The sequence below is a fragment of the Pontiella agarivorans genome (assembly GCF_034531395.1).
GTDB lineage: Bacteria > Verrucomicrobiota > Kiritimatiellia > Kiritimatiellales > Pontiellaceae > Pontiella > Pontiella agarivorans.
This window is the reverse complement of record NZ_JARVCO010000010.1, coordinates 490,580-511,503: the sequence shown is the minus strand read 5'-3', so window position 1 is coordinate 511,503 and position 20,924 is coordinate 490,580. Positions and strand designations below refer to the sequence as shown.

The following is a 20,924-nucleotide window of genomic DNA, read 5'->3' as shown; positions in this document are numbered from 1 at the left end:
CAACAAAGGCCTGAGCCGTATGCGTTCCATAAATCTGAAAACCACTGTCGGAAACTTCAAATTCATCACCTCGGCATTAGTCGCTGGACTATGCTGCTCGGCGGCAACTGCCCAGAACGGGGATACAGCACGTGATTTCGGATTCCAGCCTTTGGAAATCTATAAATTCAAAATGGGCACTTCCCGGCTCGTCGTCACCGATATCAACAACGATGGTCTCGACGACATCCTCTTTGCCAACAACCATGTATCGCGTCTGGAAATCCTGACGCGCAAACCGGATAGCGGAAAAACCAATGAAGGCCTGCCCGAACTCGAAGACTGCTTCGACGACCGCGGCATGATTGTCGATCAGGGTATCAAGGCCCTGCGCATCGGTGATCTGAATAAAGACGGTCTGAAAGACATTGTGACATTCGGCACCTCTATCGGGCTCCACGTACGCTACCAGAACAAAGACGGAAGCTTTCAAACTCCGGATCATATTTTCATTAAAAATCCCGCCACGGTGACCACCATCCAGCTCGGCGACCTGAATCAGGACGGACTGATCGATATCCTCGCCAGCCACCGCAGCGAAGCGGAACTGCTCTGGAATGCGGAAACCAAACCCTTTATGGACAAAAAAACGCTGACATTTGCCGGCGATAAAAGCTTTTTCGGTGATATTGCCGACGTGAACAAAGACGGAATTCCCGATCTTGCCTTTCATTTCAACACCCCCCGCAATCCCTTCAAAGTACGCTACGGAAAAGGCGGCGGCATCTTTGGAACCGAACAACCTGTCGACCTCCCCCCTCGTCAGTACATGGACATCCTCCAGTCCCCGGATATTGACGCCAAAGTCGGCATGGTCCTGCGCAACCGCCTGGCGTTCCGCCTCTATGATTTTATCGAAAAAGAGCAGCCGCAGCTGATGGAAGCACAGGAGGTCTCGCCAAGCCGCATCGGGCTCGAAGGAACCAGCAAAAAAGCCAATCCGGCCTGGATTGCAGCTGACTTCAACCAAGACGGTCTGGAAGATCTGCTCGTGGCCGCTCCGGAACTCAGCCGCCTGCATCTTTACTCCGGAACAGAAACCGGACTCGATCCGACCCCGGAAAAAATAGATACCCTCTCTGATGTCGTACGAATGTCCCGGACAGCCAATGGTGATGTTCTGGTAATCAGCAAAAAAGAGAAAATCGCGGCATTGCACAAAGCCGGCGATCTGAGGAAATTTCCGGCCATTCAGAAACTGCCCGGCGATGTGTTGGCGGCCTCCGCGGCAGAGTCCAATGGTGAAATCTGGTTTACCTGCAAAAATACCGATAAAGAACTGCTGCTCGTTAAACAGTCCGATGGCGAAGAACACGAAGTGTTTTACCTTGATGACATGAAAAACGACCCCGATGACATGCTAGCCTTCGGTCTGCCGGACGGAAAAACAGGAATCATTTTCTTCATGGCCTACGACACCCCGCGCATGAAGCTCTATGACGGCGAAAATATTGAACCGCTCACCAGCGAGTCGTTCCGTGCACTGACCCAGCGCATTTCCCTGTCGAACATCCGGATGCAAAAACCCGGCGACGGCTCCGTGATCACCGTCGCTCAGGGGGCCATCGCCCGACGCTTTGAATGGGTGGATGACCGCTACGAGGTAACCCGCCAGTTCAACCCGGAAAATCCTCGCGGAGAAATGATCGCCTCCACGCCCTATACGTTGCTCGACGGGTCCGCCGGCACATTCTTCTACGACCGCAACTCCGGTGATCTTGTCCATTTTTCCGAAACAGGTGATCAGTGGGGTAAAATCCATATTCCCGATGCCGACCAAACCATTTTCGATCTCGTCCAACTGCGGCATCCGAAACGAGATATCATCATCATGCTTGACCGTACCGGTCTCAATGAAGTCATGGGCAACGGAACCCATCTCGACCTGGAGGTAAAAGCCGAATATGTCTCCCCCTCCGAAAATGCGCTGATCGCCTACGCCAAACTTGTAAAACTCGGCTCGCCCGCCCGCCCGATGATCGCATTGGTCGATCCCTCCAATCGCGCCGTTGAACTCATCTCCCAAAACGGCGATGAGCTGAAAACCGAAATGATTTTCGAAGTCTTCCTGACCTCCGACTTCGCCGACGTCGGGAAATCCCGCGGCACCGAACCGCACGATGTGGAATCCGGCGACCTCAACGGCGACGGCATCGGCGATCTCGTCATCCTCGCCCACGACAAGCTGCTGATTTATCTGGGCGAATAGCCCAAATTCGGCAAAGAAACTGTAAAAAAGCCATTGCCTATTTTTCCTGAGCTTGGATGATAGAGCCCGTTTTTCCAATGGCTGGAAGAACGGGGGAAAAGCTATGAATTTACAGGAACTCAACGACATTAAAACCCGTGCACTTGAAGCCGCGCAGGCCGCCGAAGATGCTGCCGCACTGGAAGCGGTTCGCATTGAATATCTGGCTCGCAAAGGCCTTCTTCCGAAAGTAATGCAGGAGCTGAAAAATGTTCCGGCGGAAGAAAAACCGGTGTTCGGAAAAACCGTCAACGAGCTCAAAAATGAGCTGACGGAACTGATTAAAACCAAACAGGCCGAATTTTCCACCGGCGGAGCAAGCGCAGGAGCCGGTTTTGATCTGACACAGCCAGGTCAGTGGCAAGGTCTCGGGACACGGCATCCGATCACCCAGATCACCGACCGCATCACTCAGATTTTCCAGACGCTGGGATTCACTGTGGCCGACGGACCGGATATTGAAACCGTCTTCAACAATTTTGATGCACTGAATACGCCGGCGGACCATTCCTCGCGCGACGAACAGGATACGTTTTATCTCAATAACGGCGACCTGATGCGCTGCCATACCTCCCCCGTTCAGGTCCGGTATATGATGGAGAACAAGCCGCCGATCCGCATTATCTCTCCCGGCCGCTGCTATCGCCGTGATACGCCGGATGCCACCCACTCGGCAAACTTCCATCAGGTGGAAGGCCTTTTTGTGGATGAAAATGTTTCGCTGGCCGACCTCAAAGGCACGCTGTCTTATTTTGCACGCGAGCTGATGGGCCCAAAAGTGAACATTCGTTTCCGTCCGCACTTTTTCCCGTTCACTGAACCGAGTGTAGAAGTCGACTTCACCTGCCACGTCTGCAACGGCAAGGGATGCCGTGTCTGTAAAAACAGCGGATGGATTGAAATTCTCGGTGCCGGCATGGTGGATCCCAACGTTTTCGGAAATGTGGGCTACGATGCCTCAAAGGTTACCGGCTTTGCTTTCGGCATGGGGATTGAACGCATCACTATGATCCTTTACGGCATCAGCGATATCCGGAACCTTTACGAAAACGACGTACGCTTTCTTTCACAGTTTTAGCGGAGCACCCCATGGCCGACCTGAAGATTCACAGAGTGGAAACCCTCGGCGAAGCCACATTCGATTCGCCGCTTAAAGACAGCATCGTGCGTTTCTATAACGGCGAAGCCATCGCCTGCAACGACCGAACCAAAGAACTCGGAAAACTTGAAAGCATTTCGGATATTGAATATTTCGAACTTGCCGGTCCGCGCGAAAAACTGTTTTTCAACCCGGCGGAAGTCACCGTCGGCATCGTAACCTGCGGCGGCCTCTGCCCGGGACTGAACGACGTGATTCGGGCCCTGACATTCTGCTGCGAAGAGAGTTATGGCGTTAAACGCGTGCTCGGATTCAAATACGGTTACGAAGGGCTGGTGGCCAAGTATTACCACTACCCGATTGAGCTCACGACCGATAATACCGATGAAATCCACGAAAAGGGCGGAACCATTCTGAAATCCTCCCGCGGCCGGCAGGACGATGATGAAATTATCAATACGCTCGTCCATTACGGCGTGGACATTCTTTTCACCATCGGCGGCGACGGCACTCAGCGCGGATCCCGTGATATCGTGGCCAGACTGCGGGAACGGAACCTTCCGATTTCGGTGGTCGGAATTCCTAAAACGATCGATAACGACATCAGCCTGATCCAGCGCTCCTTCGGATTCGAAACGGCCGTGGAAGCCACCTGGGATATCATCACAAATGCACACAACGAAGCCCGCGCCTATAAAAACGGAGTCGGCCTCGTGAAACTGATGGGCCGAGAATCGGGCTGGATCGCCGCCTCGGCCGCACTGGCCAACAGTGCCGTAAACTTCTGTCTCGTTCCTGAAGTGGGGTTCGATTTACACAGACCCAACGGATTTCTTGAAGTTCTGGAAAAGCGGCTTAAACGCAAAGAACATGCCGTCGTTGTCGTGGCGGAAGGTGCCGGTCAGCATCTCTTTTCCGACCACACCACAGATACGGATAAATCGGGCAACAAACGGCTGAAAGACATCGGACTGCTGTTAAAGGATGAAATAAATAATCACTTCAGCAGCAGGAATCAGGAAGTGAATGTCAAATATTTCGACCCGAGTTATAACATCCGCAGCCGCCGCGCAAATGCCAATGACTCGATGTATTGCCTTCAGCTCGGCAACAACGCGGTACATGCCGCCATGGCCGGCTGCACCAATATGATTGTCGGTATGCACCACGGCAGGCTGGTGCATCTTCCGATTGATATGATCGGCGACCGTAAATCCATTGAGCCCAGGGGCTGGTTCTGGCAGACCGTTCTTCAGGCCACGCATCAGCCGACCAATATGATGAACTGACGCTGACGGAGGATCCTGCTTTATCTATTTTAGTTTACCGGCAGGAGATTTCCCGGAATGCTTCCGGCAGTTTTTCAATCATATCCGTGGCCGCCATCGTGGCCTGCGATTTTTCTGATGCAGCCAGATCCCCGGCTTTTCCATGCAGCCAGACCCCGGCACATGCCGCTTCGAACGGGCTGATCCCCTGTGCCGCAAGTCCCGTAATCAATCCTGCCAGAACATCGCCAGAACCGCCGGAGGCCATTCCCGGATTACCGGTCATATTCACCGCAACCGGAGCGTCCGGAGACGCCACCAGCGTTCCCGCCCCCTTAAGCACCACTGTTGCTCCCAATTTATCGGCCGCCATCCGTACCATACCGAAGCGATCCTCCTGAACATCCGCCACCTTCAAACCGAACAGCCGGGCAAATTCTCCGGGATGCGGAGTCAGAACAAGCGGGCATCGCGCCGAAACCAGAGCATCCGTCTGACCGGCCATAACGGTGATGGCATCCGCATCCAGAATCACCGGAACGGACGAAATTTCCAAGAGTTGTAAAACCTGTTCTGTTGTGGTGGCGGAACGTCCCATGCCGCACCCTGCAAGCACAGCGGTCCAGTCCCCTTCCGGCATACTGGAATGCACCATCGCTTCCGGCACCCCGAGGGCCACCAGCCCATGAATCGCTTCGGGAACAAATGCAGAAACCAGTCCTGCTCCGGAACGAACCGCCGCTCGGGCAGCCATGGTAACAGCCCCGCTGAATCCCTTGCTTCCACCGATACAAAGCACATGGCCGAAGGAGCCTTTATGCGCATCGCGTGACCGGCGTGGGAAAAGTTCAGACAAATCGAATGAATGAATCAGCGCCCGGGTGGTATCCCCGGCAGTCTCCTCAATAAATTCAGGAGGAATTCCGAGATCTATTACTTCGATGTTTCCAACATAATCGATATGTTCCGGCTCAAGACTTTCGATCTTTGGAAGCCCCATGGTGACGGTCAGATCAGCGCGTACCGACATGGCCGAAGGAATATCGATGGCCACCACCAGCGCACGATCTGCCTGAGAATCAATAAATGAAATCGCGTCTGCAATTACACCCCGCGGCTCTCCAGCGGCCCCGGTGCCCAATAGTCCATCGACCAGAATTTCGGCATCCGTTCCGCTTTCAGCGGCGGATTTCCAATCTTCGGAAGTTTCCAGGGTGCGGAATGGAACTCCGGCTTTTTTCATTTTTTTCAGCCAGATCAAAGCATCGCCTTTGACCTTATTTTCGGGCACGGCAAGCCAGCATTCCACCGCCCAGTCTTCTTCGAAAAGGAGCTGCGCCGCCACAAAGGCATCGCCTCCGTTATTGCCCGGTCCCGCAATAAAAAGGACCGGCGAATCGACCAACTGATGATTTCCGGCCAGCGTTCTGATGGCACCGGCCAGCCCTTCGCCGGCGGTGTACATCAGCTCCTGACCGGGAATCCCGGCCTGGATGGTACGCCGATCCAGCTCTCGCATTTCTTCTGAAGAGACAATTTTCATTTCAAGATCCGTACCGATTAAGCCGTTTTTTCACGACTCCTGTTTCGCTGTTCAGCCTGCGTATTCCTGCATTCCCGCAAGCATTTCATGAACAGCACCTTCCAGCCCGAGAAAGACCGAACGGCAAATGATGCTGTGGCCGATATTGAGCGTATCGAGATGCGGAATGCAGAGTATGCCGCCCAGAGTTTCCATGGTGATGCCGTGACCGGCGTTGACCTTCAGTCCAAGCTCGTGTGCATGATCGGCCGCCTTGATCAGCCGTTCAATCAATACTGCACGGTCGTTCGGCCCCGCATCACAATAGGCTCCCGTGTGCAGCTCAACCGTCGGCGCACCGAGATCCTTGCATGCCACGATGGTTTCAATATCAGGATCAATAAACATACTCACTTCAATTCCGGCTTCGGAAAGGCAGCTCACCGTATCCTTCATCTGATCAAACTGACCGAGTACATCCAGGCCGCCTTCTGTGGTAAGCTCCTGGCGCTTTTCCGGAACCAGGCAAACTTCCGCAGGCTTGACGCTGAGGGCAATCCCCACAATAGACTCCACGTTTGCCATCTCCAGATTCAGGGGCAGAGGCTGGAGCTCCTTCAGGCGGTAAATATCATCATCCTGAATATGGCGGCGGTCTTCCCGCAGATGGGCCGTAATGCCGTGGGCACCGGCGCGGGCGCAATGGATGGCAGCATCCAGCGGGTCGGGATAAACGGTTCCGCGCGCCTGGCGCAGGGTGGCAACGTGGTCGATATTAACGCCTAATTTCATGCTCTCTCTCCTCAAATTAAAATTTAAGAACGGTTTATGCAGAATGGCGGGTCTATGACATTTTCAGAAAAGCACCCGGAAAGATATTCCATCTTTCATTTCAGAATCTGCATTCTCAATTCCCTAACCCTGAACCGACTTGATGTTCTTCATGGGTTTAGCTGGAACCTTATCATGAATTTCCGGATCGTAAACCGCATATGCCCGGATATCGTTCGCCCGGCTGTGGTCGAGCACCTTCTGTCCGGCCATATAAAGATGATGAAGATTCCGCCCGTGTTCAGGATAGGCGGCCACCCCGAGGGTGATTGTCGTTTTAAGTTTTTTATGTCCGGAGGTATACGCCGACTGCTGTACCAGTCTCGTGATACGACCTCCGATAATCTCTGCCTCTTCCAGCGTGCACGCAGCAAGAACCAGATAGGCATAACGCTCGTGCCGGCCAATCAGATCGTCCGCACGAAGATGCGCCTGCAACACCTTACTGACTCCGGCCATGACATCATCCGCAGCCTCTTCGCCATGGAAGCGGGCAATATGGTCCATATTGTTGAGACCGATACAAAAAAGAGCCGTGTTTTTCTTTTTCCGGCGCAGCTCGCTCATGCTCCGCTGCATATAGGCCGATACAGCTGAAGGCTTCAGCACCCCTGTCAGTTCGTCGAGTATGGAATTTTTGCGACGCTCTTTCCAGCCTTTGGAAGACACATCCTCCTCCGCCTCTTCATCGAACCCCGTATCCTCTTCCGCCTCTATCTCCTCAGAATCCTCATCGATAATTTCCGGCAGCACGATCGGTTTTTCGGACGTTGCCTCGGCCACTGCATTCACGGCAACGGCGATCAACTCTTTTCCGCTCAGCCCATGGCCCGGATATGAAGCCAGGCCCACATGAAGCATATCCGCTTGAACCCCTGCACAGTGCTCATCAACATAACCGACAATCCGATTCAGGATAGCTATTGCGTCTTCGGGCTCGGATTCCAGCAGCAGGACCGCGGTCTGATGATCATACAGACAGGCCACATCATCACGCCTTACAGCGTCTTTAAGCGACTGAACAAACGGAGAGTCCATACAGACTGCAATGTCCGCTTCCTCCACGCGAATCAGCGCGAGAGTAAAGGAGGTTCCCCGCCGGGCGCATCCGGCCAGATAACGTGCGAGCTGCACTCGAAGCACCTCTTCGGCAGATGCGCCCATCTCTTCCGGATCCGTTTCTTCAGCCTGAGCAACGATGCTCTGGAAACGGTAATAACTGGCAACCAGCGTGATGCTAATAAAAGAAATGCAAACAGCTGCAACCACACCGAGAATGCTGGTAACAGGATCAAGCTGAGCCGCAAGCGCTGGGACAAAGAACTGCATACATAAAAAAGGCGCCCCGAATCGTCGAGGCGCCGCTTCGGGAAAACGGATTAATACATCGCAAATGCGGCGCGGCGGTTTGCACGCCATGCGCTTTCATCGTGGCCCATATTATCGGGCATTTCTTCGCCGTAACTCTTCGTCTGAATTTTTGAAGGATCAACACCGAGACTGATCAGGTAGTCACGAACTGCCAGCGCACGGCGTTCACCCAGAGCCAAGTTGTATTCGCGGCTTCCGCGTTCATCGGTGTGCCCTTCAACAATTACTCCCTGCCACTTATTTTTGTTGAGCAGGTTGGCCACCTCTTCGACTTTTCCGGCTTCCTCGGGGTTCACCTGAGAACTGTCGTAGGCAAAATAGACCGGATCAACCACTGAGCGATCACCATCTGCCGGCAGGCCGTCGACATCGCTCAGCGCATATTCGCCCATCAGCTCATCGCCATACAGATTGTCGGAACCATAAAGCTCGGCATCGTTATTATTGGAACGGCATCCACCGGCGAATGCCAGCGTGCAAGCTACCGCCAGAAACACAAACCGATTCAAAAACTTTTTTTTCATTATACCATCAACTCCGCTTATAAAATTATGGAGACACTGCGGGGGAATACCAGTCGCCCGACCCTGAGATCAAAGCTACAGGAGAATCTTTCAGAGTGTCAAGGAGGTAGATACCGGAACGGTAGCTTGAGGTGCGCGAACAGACAATATGCCGTCCGTCCGGCGCCCAGCGCGGATCTTCATAGTCAGCCCAGTCCGTTTCCAGCACCCGGCTGGTACGCCGCACCGGATTGCCCACCACAATGCGGTATTTACCTCCGATGCGACTGCACCATGTGATCAATCCGTTCTTCCCCCAGTCCGGCGAAATATTTTCCGTGCCGGATGATGAAATACGCTTCGGTGTCCCCCCGTTTTTAGAGACAATATAAATATGCGGGCGTCCACTGCTGTCGGAAACGTAGACCAAATGATTTCCATCCGGCGACCAGCACGGGCTGGCTTCATTTCCCCGGCGCGTTTTAGTAATCCGTTTTGTAAATCCCGTCAGCAGATTTTTCAGGTACAGATCCGGATTCCCATCCTTGGAAAGAATTACCGCCAGCGTTCTTCCATCCGGAGAAATTGTACCCATTGCATTCAGCCCGGGATGCTTTGAAATCGGCCGGGACCGACCCGTAATAAATACATTCGGATAGCCGCGTTTATACGAGGTATAGGTGATATTCCGTCCATCCGGAGACCAGCGCGGTGCCACCACGATACTGCGGTCTTTGGTAATCTGCCGGATACCTTTACCATCGATATCCGCCATATAAAGTTCCTTTCGTCCGGTAGGAGTACCTACCATGGCAATCTTCGCAGAAGCCATGCCTTTTTTTCCGGTCACCGCATAAAGAATATCATCCGCGGCTTTGTGCGCCAGAGACCGATAAGCATTAGCAGAAGCATCATAGGATTTTCCCAGCAACCGCCGGCGGCCGGCCACCTTATACACCTGTATATCGGCTTTCATCTGGCTTCCTGCTCGCGCCTGCCCCGTCACACTCACCGCGGCACCGCTCGATGTCACCCGGAAATAGCCCGATCGATTCAAATCGGCTTTAAGCACCGCTAGGAATCCCCGCGAAGCCGAATCGCTGCCCGTACGGTAAGCCGCCAGGCTGATGGGAATTTTACCCTGCCCGGTACCGGTGATATCAATCACCCGCTGCCCCAACACCGAACTGCCGGCCGCAATTATTGATCCTGTAAGAAACCACTGTCTGTTCATTTAGGAAACCTCACACATCATTACTCAGTTTGTAATAGAAAAATTAATGATAATATTATTCAGATCATACCCTCTTGGCGGAACCCGTGGAAGCATGGTAACACTCCGGACCGCCAGCATCACTGCTGCATCAAATTTAGAATCTCCGCTGGATTGACTCAACCGTGAAGTGAGAATTCGACCGGCCGCGTTAATCGACAGCGCCACCTGTGCCGGACGGGATGTGGGCGAAAGCCCCGAACGGTCCCATCGGTTGTAAAATGTTGAGTAAATCACCGCATCATAAGCGGCAATTTCATTCGGATTACCCACCGGGCCGTTCACCGGCTTTGCCGAAGATGACGGCAACGCCTCTTTCGACTGCACTTTATTGAGCCGCTCCAGATCCTTCTGACTCAGCGCCGGTTTCGGCGGCGCTTTGGGTTTAATTTTTTTACCTTTTTTAATCTGATCCACCGGCGTCGGCTTCCACTTCGGCTTTTCCGGCTCCTTCGGTTTCGGCTTGGGCGTCTCTTTTTTCGGCGCGGGCGCAGGAAGGGTTTTCTTCACCGGTTCCGGAAGCGGCGCAGGCTCGGGTTCCGGCTCAGGAGCCGGGGCCGGCTCCGGCTCGGGTTCCTGCATCTGCTCCACTTCCTGAACAGCAACCGCCGGAGCGGGCTGACCGAAATCAATATAGGTTACGATCTCCGGCTTATCCTTAGGCCGAAAACACCCTTTCAGAGAACTGATCAGCAGAAAAAAAAGGATTACGCCGACATGGATGCCGAGAACGCGCAGTGCGACTTTACGCTGAAACCGATTCATCGCTTATTGATCCGCCTCCGTCACGAGCGCCATTTTTGTGATGCTTGCATCGTGAAGAATCTTCATAATGGCCACGACGTCGCCATAGGGCAGCTTACGGTCAGCACGGACATAAATCGTGGTATTCGGATCGTTGATGCCGATCTGCGTCATCTGCGCACGCAGCTCATCCTCGGAAACCGGCACATCATCAAGAAAGAGCTGTTTCTGCAGATTCAGACTGATAGAGCGCGTCTCCGTCTCCATCATATCAGCCGCTTTCCCCTTCGGAAGGTTGATCGTAATGCCCTGCTCAATCAACGGAAACGTAATAATGAACGTAATCAGAAGAATAAACGTCAGGTCCATCAGCGGCGTCATATTGATATCGCTGATCTGATTCAGATTAACAAGACTGGTTCTTCGAGCCATGGTGTCGCTTTAAGTTCTGGGGTTTAAGTGCTCAGCATTTTCCAATGCTCATTGCCTTATGCCTAATATCTCACCCTTCAATTACATACATATTCTGGATTTCAGACGTAAACTCCTGCGCGAAGTTATCCATCTGCACCGAAATACGGCGGATTTGCGCGGACAGCAAATTATAGCCCACCATCGAAGGCAGGGCCACAATCAGGCCGACAATGGTCGTCAGCAGCGCACCCGAAATCCCCGGAGCAACAGCCGACAGCGCCGCCGAACCGGAAATCGCCATGCCGCTGAACGCATCCATCACCCCCCAGACTGTACCGAGCAACCCGAGAAACGGTGCAGCACTAACCGCCGTGGCCAGCATCCCCATCTGCTCCTCGAGCTTCAGCGCCTCATCGGCCACATGGCGGTCCACCACCGATCGAATGGTTTCCAGCTGATTCAGCGTCAGGCGCCGATGCAGCTCCGATGACGTTTCACTCATCAATGCATCATCCGGGTCGATCCCCCGTGCGGCAAGCTCATCGCCGAGCGCCTCGCAGCCGGCCAGATAAATTTCATTAAGCGGCGTGGCAGGATACTCCTCCTCCCGCGCATACAGCGCGGTCGGATTCTTTTTACTGGAACGGAAGGCTTCCAGAAAATATGCGGTGGTCCGGCCGGCCATCCGAAGCTGCACCCCCTTGGTGTACATGATCGTCCAGGCCATGGCCGACCCCAGAAACAGCAAAATGGTAATGGCTTTGCCCGGCAGTGTACTGTCCCAGAATGCTGAACTGACGTCAGCAATCGGCAGCGAAAGCAACAGTGTATCGAAATTTTGCATGGTGCACTCAGTCCTCTAAAAGCGGTTTAAAAAATCGGCGTCTCTAAGATATTTCCAACCCCTGGAAAAGCAATGGAAAACCGCACCCTGGCCTGAAAAAAATGAAAGCCCTGTGCTCGGAACACAGGGCTTTCAAAGCAATGCACAGAGCATTACTAAGGAGTAATGAGAAGAAAAAAAGGTGGCGACCCCTACGGGACTCGAACCCGTGTTGCCAGGATGAAAACCTGGAGTCCTAGGCCACTAGACGAAGGGGTCGCTAGAATGTTTTTTCCGAAACCGCCATTAAAAAATGGCGACCCCTACGGGACTCGAACCCGTGTTGCCAGGATGAAAACCTGGAGTCCTAGGCCACTAGACGAAGGGGTCTTCGGTAAAAACGAGCGCGTAATCTAGCAGACTGGCCGAACCCCGCAACAACAAAAGTTCAGTTTTTTAATATCCGCCTTTTCCCGCCTTCCCGCTTTACTTTAAATCCCTGCATTGGCACCCTTTGCAACCAGTCACCCGGGGTGCCGTTCCGCATTTGCGGAGAAGCGCGAAACTCGAAACTCAAAATTCGAAACGTTTGAATCACATCCTTTCAGACCGTCGGATTTATTTCGGATTTCGTACTTCGGATTTAAATAGTTCTAAACCACGTGCTGAGATTATACCCGTTGAACCTGATCCGGATCATGCCGGCGAAAGGAAGCGTGTCCGATTTTTCGGCGTTTCCGGGTTTCCGGGAACGCTTTTTTTGTTGGTACAGCCGAGGCCCGGACCTCGGAAGGAGTCATACTATGAAACTTACCGTAAACGGAGATAAACACGAACACCGGGGCGACGGATCCATCGAGACCCTGCTCGAAGAACTCGGTGCCAAAAAGGAACACACCGCCCTGATGGTCAACGGCACAGTGATTCCTTCCGAAGACTGGAACGCTACCGCGCTGAAAGAAAACGACGAAATTGAAATGCTCGTCTTCGTCGGCGGCGGATAAAACAGCAGCCGATTCAGAAGGAAGGATTTCAAACGGAACTCCCGTTCGTATGCAGAATGTATTTCGTAAGTTTTAAATAAGGAAATGTAATGAATGATGTTTTAAAAATAGGCGATCAGGAGCTGGGTTCACGCCTCTTCCTGGGCACCGGAAAATTTTCCGGCACACAGGCCATGATCGATGCCGTCAAGGCCTCGGGAACAGAACTGGTAACCGTGGCATTGCGCCGCTTCAACCGCGATCAGGCAGAAGACGATCTCTACGGCCCGCTCTCTCAGCTGGAAAAGGTGCGGCTCATGCCCAACACCTCCGGCGCCATGAATGCAAAGGAAGCCGTTCGCGCAGCCGTACTCGGTCGGGAACTGAGCAAAAGCCCTTTCGTGAAACTGGAAATCCACCCCAACCCCCACCACCTGCTGCCCGATCCGATCGAAACCTACGAAGCCGCCATTGAACTCGTTAAACAGGATTTTCTGGTTCTTCCTTATATCCCCGCCGATCCGGTGCTCGCCAAACGCCTTGAAGATATCGGCTGCGCCGCCGTCATGCCGCTCGGCGCCGCCATCGGAACCGGCAAAGGCCTCTCCACCGCCGAAATGATCAAAATCATTATCCGCGATGCCAACGTCCCGGTCGTCGTTGACGCCGGCCTCCGCTCCCCGTCCGAAGCCGCCTGCGCCCTCGAAATGGGTTGCGATGCTGTGCTCGTCAACTCCGCCATCGCCGCCGCAGAAGATCCCGCCGCCATGGGGGCCGCCTTCAAGACCGGTGTCGAAGCCGGTCGTATGGCCCGCAACGCCGGCCTCATGCCGACCTCCGAAGTCGCCGTTGCCAGCTCCCCGTTAACCAGCTTCCTCTCTGCAAATGACTAAATTAAAATCACTGCATACACAACGAACTCAGAATCAATCTGTTCCGTGTATTCAGCGTCTTCCATGGTTGAATCATGAATAAAAAATTACCTGACTGGCTGAATCCCGAACCCTGGCTGAATCTTGAATTCAGTCCCGCAGACATCGAACGCGCGATCAGCGCCGATGCCCCGAACGAAAAAACGCTGGCGGCCCTGCTGTCACCGCAGGCGGCCGACTATCTCGAGCCGATGGCCCGGCGGGCGCAGGCGATCACCCGTCGCCACTTCGGCCGGACCATCTCGCTCTACACCCCGCTCTATCTTTCCAACTTCTGCAACGGCGGCTGCCTCTACTGCGGCCTCGCCGCCGATCGCCGCGCCAAACGGGCCGTACTCAACGAAGCCCAGCTGCGCCACGAAATGGAGGCCATCAAAAACATGCACTTCGAGGAACTGGTGCTGCTCACCGGCGAACGCATGCCGGAAGCCGACGTGCCCTACCTCGAACAATGCGTCGCCATCGCCGCCGAATATATCCATCAGGTGGTGGTGGAAGTTTTTCCCATGGCCGAAGAAGAATACCGTACGCTGGCCAACGCCGGCTGCACCGGCGTGACCCTCTATCAGGAAACCTACGATCCGGTCATCTACGAAAAAATGCACCGCTGGGGCGATAAACGCGATTTCCACGCCCGCATCGATGCCCCCGACCGCGCGCTCAGCGGCGGCATGCGGGCCATCGGTATCGGCGCCCTTCTCGGCCTCGCCGACCCGCGCTTCGATATGCTCTGCGTCTACCGCCACGCCAAATACCTCCTGAAAAAATACTGGCAGGCCGGCGTCTCCATCTCCTTTCCGCGCATCCGCCCCCAGATGGGCGGCTTCGAGCCCGATTTCCCGGTCGACGAAAAAATGCTGGCCCAGTACATTTTCGCCATGCGCATCTGCCTGCCGGAAACTCCGCTGCTGCTCTCCACCCGCGAACCCCGGCGCGTCCGCGACGGCATGGCCGGCCTCGGCATCTCTAAAATGAGCATTGCCAGCAAAACCACCGTCGGCGGCTACAGCGACGACGCCGAGGAGTCCACCGAGCAATTCGAAATTTCCGACGAACGCAATATTCCCGAATTCTGCGATATGCTTCGCGCAAAAGGCCTCGAACCCGTCTTCAAAAACTGGGACGCCGCCTATCGCGAACCCGCTCACTACGCCAAAGCCTGATTCATTTTTCACCACAGCGATCACAGAGCACGCAGTGTTCCTCTTTTTCTCTGCGATCTCGGTGTTCTCTAGCGTAGCGGGTGGTTAATTGTTAGCTTATGTTCATGAGTAACTTTCAGGCAGAACTTTTGGCACCGGCAGGAAGCGCCGATGCAGCGTGGGCGGCCTTTTATTATGGTGCTGACGCCGTCTTTGCGGGCCTGCCCCGCTTCTCCGCGCGGGCCGAAGCCGTCAACCTGACGGCGGAACAGCTGGACGAACTGATCGGCTATGCCCATGCCCACGGCCGCAAAGTCTATCTCACCTTCAACACCCTCGTGCAGCAGCACGAACTGCCGGAGGCTCTGGAAGCACTGGCACTGATTCACGATCTGAAGGCCGACGGCGTGATTGTGCAGGATATGGGCGTGGCGCGGATGGCGCGGCGGTTTTTCCCATCTCTGGAACTCCATGCCAGCACCCAGCTGGCCGTGCATAATCCGGCAGGAGCCCGGCTCCTGAAGGAACTCGGTTTTTCGCGCGTCGTGCTGGCGCGCGAACTGAGCCTTCCGGAGATTGGACACATTACCCGAAACTGCGGCATCGAAACCGAGGTTTTTATCCACGGCGCGCTCTGTTATTCCTACAGCGGACTCTGCCTCTTTTCTTCGCATCGCAACAGCCGCAGCGGCAACCGCGGAAAATGCGCCTACTGCTGCCGTATGAAATTTGACAGCGGGGGAAAAACCACCCTGCCCTTCTCGATGAAGGATTTTGCGGTCGGTGAGCATTTTGATGAACTGCTGAAAACCGGCGTGGCCTCCCTTAAAATTGAAGGCCGCATGAAGGGTCCGAATTATGTCGGTGCCGTTACCGACTTTTACCGTAAACGGATGGATCAGGGCCTCAGCGAGACCGAACAGCGGAAACTGCTCGCCGACATCCAGACGATTTTCGGGCGGCCTTCCACCGACCTTTATCTTAAAAATGCCGACACCCATCCGATTGACCCCACCACCAACGGACACCGCGGGGCCGCGATCGGAACAATCAAAGATGTTTTTAAAGAACGCGGGCAGCAGTGGATCCGCTTTACCTCCACCCGCGCCCTGATGAAGCACGACGGACTCAAAATCGAACTGGGCGACGGCCGGCCGCCGTTTAACTTTTTTGCCCGCGAAATGCGGTTTTCCAATGATCGGAAAAAACATTTGCAGTTTGAGGTTCCGGCCGAGGCGGAAATCGAAGTGCAGCTGCCGCCGGATCATCCGTTCATTGAAGCCGGCATGCCGCTCTATTGCTCGGCGTCGCAGGCCGTCCGCCAGCGCTACGGATTCGAAGCGCCGCGCCCCGGAACCTGCAAACAGCGCAAACCGTTCGATGCAGCTGTCGAGCTGAGCCCAGGCGGCATCCAGCTGTCCGCAAAAGCCGGAAAAATTTCGGCACAGCGGATGATTGAAGAACCGCTGAGCGAAGCGCGTAAACCTGAAAAGACCGAGGCGGGGATTCGCAGGAGCTTCGAAAAAACGGGCGATACTGAATGGGTTCTCCAATCACTGGACGTTAAAGACCACGGTCTTTTTGCTCCGGCCTCCGTGCTGAATGAAGGCCGCCGGCAACTCCTGGATCGGCTGAGCAAAAACCTGAAACAGCAGAAACAGGCCGAACATTTCCAACGATTGGAAAAACTGGTGCGGCCGCCGGCAGAACCGGAAAATGAAGAATCCTGGTCGGTCAAAGTCCGGGATCTTTCATTATTAGAGCAACTTACCGAACAGGAATTGAGTCAACTGGAAGTTGTGCTGGAAAACAGCATTTCCTCAGAGCCGGCAAGGACCGAACCCCGCCCTTCAAGAATCGCCATTCCGGTTATTCAACGGAATCACGACGTGCAGCGCCCGAAACACGGCCTACCCATCGAAGCCGCCAATATCGGCGCGCTTCAGGCGGTTGCAGACCACCCCGATCTCACCGCCGACTGGCCGCTGTACACGATGAATTCCGAAGCCGCTGAACAGTGGCAGGAACTGGGGATTTCCGGGCTGGTACTTTCGCCGGAGGATACGGGCGATAACCTGAAGGCTTTACTGAACCTGCTGGGCGACCGCGCCATTGTTCCGGTTTATCAGCATACGCCGCTGATGATTTCCGCAACACGGCCGGAGAGCGGCGACCATTTATCCGACCGGAAAAACCGGCCCATGAAAATCGAGAAAAACGGCGATCAGTTTGTGCTGATTTTTGAAGCCCCCTTTTCGCTGGCTGAATATCTCGATGAATTGCGCGCCGGTGCGCGGCATTTCCGGATTGATCTCTCCTACGGAGTGATTGATGCTGAGGACGCGGCTGAAATTATCCGCAGAACGATGAAGGGACTTCCAATGCCTGGAAGTTATGACGGCAACTACAGGAAAACGCTATGAACCATTTGACACTGACCACCCCCGCCCTGCTTTTCTCGGCGATCTCGCTGATTCTGCTGGCCTACACCAACCGCTTTCTTTCGTATGCCAATCTGGTACGGACCCTTCATGACCACTACATGAAAAATCCGGATGAATTACTGCGCGGACAGATTTCCAATCTTCGGAAACGGCTTTATCTGATCCGCGCCATGCAGGTGCTCGGCGTCGGCAGTCTGCTGCTCTGCGTGCTTTGCATGTTTCTGATTTATGTCAGCTGGGTCGGAACGGCGGAGATTGTGTTCGGCACCGCCCTGCTGATGCTGATTGCCTCGCTCGGCGCATCAATTCATGAAATCCAGATTTCAGTCCACGCTCTCGAACTGCACCTGAGCGATATGCAGTAGCGAGAGACAAGGCAGGGTCATGATTCAATCGGTACGCTTTACTTTATAAAACGTCATGGTATCGGATTCGGTACAGCCGCCGGCGCAGGATTTTCCGCACGGAATTTCGACCTTCTCAACCCGGCCCTTGGACTCGAGCAACTCGAGCATCGGTCGCAGTGCGCTGGACTCGATGTCCAGCGCCAGACTGATTTCCTGAACAGAGAGCGCTCCTAAGCGCTCGTTCAGGAGTCTGATGATTCCGCTAAGCATTGTTTTTCCTCTGTGAAGTCCCCATCTACCGCATGACCCTATGAATCGCAGAATCTGCGATCCTCGACACACCATCAGACGCCGGACTCCGTTACCCTTTTTCTCGCAGCCCTGGCAGTTGCCGCCTCTTTTTTTTCGCGGCCGTTACCAACAACCCGGAGCCCGATGAAAAACGCGGCGCAAATAGCCGCACAAACTCCGAGCCAAATGGCGGACTGGGAAGGATTCAAGGCAAAGGTCGCAATCTGGTAATAAACGGTCGCTATGACCCAGGCCAGCAACGTGAGATAGGTGACGGCCAGCAACATCCAGCGCAGCCCGATTTCACGGTAAATGGCCGCCAGAGCCGCAACGCAGGGGGCATAGATGAGAACAAACAGCAGATAGGCAAAAGCCGCATGTTTTCCATGTTCGCCAAAATGACTCACCATCGTCGAATAGGAACCCGCATCCGCCTCATCAACTTCTTCAACCGCACCCGTCAGCCCCAAGGGATCCTTCAACCCATCCCAGAACCCCTGATAGCCTTCAGGAATCGCGGAAAATGCGGCGATGACACCGTCCCAGAAATCGAACACCGCTTCCGGCTCTTCGGCAACAATCTCTGCATCGGCGGACTCCTTGACATCGATCTGGGAATAGATCGCATCAAGAGTTCCGACCACCGCTTCTTTAGCGAAGATCCCGGTGAAGAGTCCAACGGTGGCCGGCCAGTTATCATCCTGAATACCCATAGGGCGGAAAACCGGCGTAACGGATCGGCTCATGGCGCTGAGCAGCGAATCCTTGGAATCGCTGTTCCCGAAGGAGCCGTCGGTGCCCATGGAATTCAGGAAACCGAGCACGGCGACGAGCAGCAGAATAATTTTACCGGCCTTTATCAGGAAGGATTTCAGACGGTGCCAAGTATGCAGCATGACACCACTGAAGGTCGGCATATGGTACGGCGGAAGCTCCATCACAAAGCTGGACACTTCGCCACGCAGGATCGTTTTCTTGAACAACAGACCGGTGAGTACCGCCAGAGCAATCCCAATGAGATAAATACCGAAAATCAGCACCCCGCCCTTCTGAGGAAAAAATGCCGCAGCAAACAGGGTATATACGGGAAGACGCGCACCGCACGACATAAACGGATTCATCATAATCGCAAGAATCCGATCCCTTCGGTTTTCCAGTGTCCGCGTCGCCGTAATCCCCGGCACATTGCACCCGAAACCGACCAGCATCGGAATAAATGCCTTGCCCGGAAGACCGATTTTCCGGAGCGAATGGTCCATCACAAACGCCGCGCGCGACATGTAGCCGGAATCTTCAAGAAATGACAGACAGAGGAAAATCAGAAAAATCGGCGGAATGAAGGTTGAAACGGTCTGAATACCGCCGCCGAGACCGTCAGCCAGAATGGCAATGAGCCACCCCGGCAGGGCCATTGTTTCGAGCAGCGCACCAAATCCATCCACAAAGATCGTGCCGGTTAGACCGTCAAAAAAATCAATAAACGGCCCCCCGACATTAATCGTGATGGCGAAAACCAAATACATAACGAAAAAGAACAGCGGGAAACCCAGCACTTTATTCAGCGCCACACGGTCCACCATATCGGTGAAAGTTTTCCGGGTTTTATCGCTGCCCTTGGTCACATCCCGGGCAAGGCCGTGAATGAAACCGTACCGGCCATCGGCAATAATCATATCGGAATCATCGCCTACCAGTTTTTCAACCTTCTTCAATTCATCTTCAATATCCGGAAGAAGCGCCTTATCGGCTCCCAGAATCCCCCAGGCAAGATCATCCTTTTCCAACAGCTTGATAGCCAGCCAACGCGGGGATACCTTTTTGGTCAGAGCAACATCGCCCAGGCTCACTTCCATGGTACGCAGGACTTTTTCAATGTCCTTTTCATACGAAACCCGAACACCCGGCTTATGCTGTGTTTTGCTGATTTCGCAAATCGCATGCTTCAGTTCAGCAATCCCCTTTTTACGGGAAGCAACTATCGGAACTACAGGACAGCCGATATGTTTCTGCAGGTGCTCAATCTCAACACGGATTCCACGCTGTTTCGCCATATCCATCATATTGAGCGCCACAACCACCGGCACATCCATTTCGAGCAGTTGCGTGGTCAGATATAAGTTCCGCTCCAGATTCGTGGCATCGATAACGTTGACAACCACCTCCGGTCTATCCAGCAGAATGTGCTTACGAGCCACCTCTTCATCCGGAGAGAGCGCAGAAAAAGAGTAAATCCCCGGCAGGTCGGTCACATCGATTGTGGCGTCACAGTGAGTATACTCACCGATCACTCGTTCAACCGTGACCCCCGGCCAGTTTCCGACTTTCTGCTTTGCCCCGGTCAGGGCATTGAACACCGTGGTTTTTCCGCAGTTGGGATTCCCTACGATGGCGATCTGAAGATTACTCATTTTCTATCCACCTCCAGGACATCCGCTTCGTCGCTGCGCAGCACGACACGCGATCCACGGACCTCCACCTCAATCGGACCACCCAGGGGTGCTTTTCGAACCACTTTGAACGACGCATTTTTTGTAAATCCCATGCGAAGGAGCTGCTGACGATAGGCTGCATCGGATGTACTGAATCCTGTAACAACGCCGCTTTCGCCCGCTTTAAGTTCCCTGAGTTTCATGATATACCTTTTCTTTCT

General features: G+C 54.2%; 19 protein-coding genes and 2 tRNA genes. 8 read left to right on the top strand and 13 right to left on the bottom strand.

Annotation, left to right across the window (positions count from 1 at the left end; genetic code table 11):
- The first annotated feature begins 19 nt into the window (after positions 1-19).
- The 3 genes from P9H32_RS09760 (at position 20) to P9H32_RS09750 (ending at position 4,675) form a co-directional block, all read left to right on the top strand.
- Complete coding sequence (locus P9H32_RS09760; protein WP_322608710.1) at positions 20-2,248, top strand: FG-GAP repeat domain-containing protein; 2,229 nt, start codon at positions 20-22, stop codon at positions 2,246-2,248.
- Between the two features lie 103 nt (positions 2,249-2,351).
- Complete coding sequence (gene pheS, locus P9H32_RS09755) at positions 2,352-3,365, top strand: phenylalanine--tRNA ligase subunit alpha (protein ID WP_322608709.1); 1,014 nt, start codon at positions 2,352-2,354, stop codon at positions 3,363-3,365.
- A gap of 11 nt (positions 3,366-3,376) precedes the next feature.
- Positions 3,377-4,675, top strand: a complete 1,299-nt coding sequence (locus P9H32_RS09750) for an ATP-dependent 6-phosphofructokinase (RefSeq protein ID WP_322608708.1) — start codon at positions 3,377-3,379, stop codon at positions 4,673-4,675.
- Positions 4,676-4,709: 34 nt separating this feature from the next.
- On the opposite strand, the gene P9H32_RS09745 is transcribed toward P9H32_RS09750, so the two are convergent.
- From P9H32_RS09745 to P9H32_RS09700, 10 genes are all read right to left on the bottom strand, one after another.
- On the bottom strand, positions 4,710-6,197 hold the full coding sequence (locus P9H32_RS09745; protein ID WP_322608707.1) for an NAD(P)H-hydrate dehydratase: 1,488 nt from the start codon (positions 6,195-6,197) through the stop codon (positions 4,710-4,712).
- Positions 6,198-6,248: 51 nt separating this feature from the next.
- Positions 6,249-6,968 carry a pyridoxine 5'-phosphate synthase gene (locus P9H32_RS09740; protein ID WP_322608706.1) on the bottom strand — a complete coding sequence of 240 codons (720 nt, stop codon included), beginning with the start codon at positions 6,966-6,968 and terminating at the stop codon, positions 6,249-6,251.
- A gap of 123 nt (positions 6,969-7,091) precedes the next feature.
- Entirely contained in the window at positions 7,092-8,336 is a 1,245-nt protein-coding gene (locus tag P9H32_RS09735) for a sensor domain-containing diguanylate cyclase (protein WP_322608705.1), read from the bottom strand.
- Between the two features lie 50 nt (positions 8,337-8,386).
- Positions 8,387-8,902, bottom strand: coding sequence for an OmpA family protein (locus P9H32_RS09730; RefSeq protein ID WP_322608704.1), 516 nt, complete (start codon positions 8,900-8,902; stop codon positions 8,387-8,389).
- A 25-nt stretch (positions 8,903-8,927) separates the two neighbouring features.
- Positions 8,928-10,115 carry a hypothetical protein gene (locus P9H32_RS09725; RefSeq protein ID WP_322608703.1) on the bottom strand — a complete coding sequence of 396 codons (1,188 nt, stop codon included), beginning with the start codon at positions 10,113-10,115 and terminating at the stop codon, positions 8,928-8,930.
- A gap of 24 nt (positions 10,116-10,139) precedes the next feature.
- Positions 10,140-10,919, bottom strand: coding sequence for a TonB family protein (locus P9H32_RS09720; protein ID WP_322608702.1), 780 nt, complete (start codon positions 10,917-10,919; stop codon positions 10,140-10,142).
- 3 nt (positions 10,920-10,922) lie between these two features.
- Positions 10,923-11,330 (bottom strand): ExbD/TolR family protein, encoded by a 408-nt coding sequence (locus tag P9H32_RS09715; protein WP_322608701.1) that lies wholly within the window; start codon positions 11,328-11,330, stop codon positions 10,923-10,925.
- 70 nt (positions 11,331-11,400) lie between these two features.
- The gene (locus P9H32_RS09710; RefSeq protein WP_322608700.1) at positions 11,401-12,156 is read right to left on the bottom strand and encodes a MotA/TolQ/ExbB proton channel family protein; all 756 of its coding nucleotides are present in this window, start codon (positions 12,154-12,156) and stop codon (positions 11,401-11,403) included.
- 182 nt (positions 12,157-12,338) lie between these two features.
- Positions 12,339-12,414, bottom strand: a tRNA-Glu gene (locus P9H32_RS09705).
- 35 nt (positions 12,415-12,449) lie between these two features.
- Positions 12,450-12,525 (bottom strand) — tRNA-Glu (locus tag P9H32_RS09700).
- 413 nt (positions 12,526-12,938) lie between these two features.
- Between P9H32_RS09700 and thiS the strand changes: the two genes are divergently transcribed.
- The 5 genes from thiS to P9H32_RS09675 all read left to right on the top strand — a co-directional run bounded on the left by thiS (position 12,939) and on the right by P9H32_RS09675 (position 18,001).
- On the top strand, positions 12,939-13,139 hold the full coding sequence (thiS, locus tag P9H32_RS09695) for a sulfur carrier protein ThiS (RefSeq protein WP_322608699.1): 201 nt from the start codon (positions 12,939-12,941) through the stop codon (positions 13,137-13,139).
- 89 nt (positions 13,140-13,228) lie between these two features.
- Positions 13,229-14,011, top strand: coding sequence for a thiazole synthase (locus P9H32_RS09690; protein ID WP_322608698.1), 783 nt, complete (start codon positions 13,229-13,231; stop codon positions 14,009-14,011).
- Between the two features lie 74 nt (positions 14,012-14,085).
- Positions 14,086-15,213 (top strand): 2-iminoacetate synthase ThiH, encoded by a 1,128-nt coding sequence (gene thiH / locus P9H32_RS09685; RefSeq protein ID WP_322608697.1) that lies wholly within the window; start codon positions 14,086-14,088, stop codon positions 15,211-15,213.
- Positions 15,214-15,317: 104 nt separating this feature from the next.
- Positions 15,318-17,615 carry a U32 family peptidase gene (locus tag P9H32_RS09680; RefSeq protein ID WP_322608696.1) on the top strand — a complete coding sequence of 766 codons (2,298 nt, stop codon included), beginning with the start codon at positions 15,318-15,320 and terminating at the stop codon, positions 17,613-17,615.
- Entirely contained in the window at positions 17,612-18,001 is a 390-nt protein-coding gene (locus P9H32_RS09675; RefSeq protein ID WP_322608695.1) for a DUF2721 domain-containing protein, read from the top strand. Before P9H32_RS09680 ends, P9H32_RS09675 begins: the two co-directional genes overlap by 4 nt.
- A 24-nt stretch (positions 18,002-18,025) precedes the next feature.
- Here the strand turns inward: P9H32_RS09675 and P9H32_RS09670 are convergent, their stop codons facing one another.
- The 3 genes from P9H32_RS09670 to P9H32_RS09660 all read right to left on the bottom strand — a co-directional run bounded on the left by P9H32_RS09670 (position 18,026) and on the right by P9H32_RS09660 (position 20,906).
- A complete protein-coding gene (locus P9H32_RS09670; RefSeq protein ID WP_322608694.1) occupies positions 18,026-18,253 on the bottom strand; it encodes a FeoC-like transcriptional regulator in 228 nt (75 codons plus the stop codon).
- Positions 18,254-18,327: 74 nt separating this feature from the next.
- A complete protein-coding gene (gene feoB, locus P9H32_RS09665; RefSeq protein ID WP_322608693.1) occupies positions 18,328-20,682 on the bottom strand; it encodes a Fe(2+) transporter permease subunit FeoB in 2,355 nt (784 codons plus the stop codon).
- Positions 20,679-20,906: a FeoA family protein gene (locus P9H32_RS09660; protein ID WP_322608692.1), complete on the bottom strand. Its 228-nt coding sequence runs from the start codon at positions 20,904-20,906 to the stop codon at positions 20,679-20,681. The genes feoB and P9H32_RS09660 overlap by 4 nt, the downstream gene beginning before the upstream one ends.
- Between the last annotated feature and the right edge of the window lie 18 nt (positions 20,907-20,924).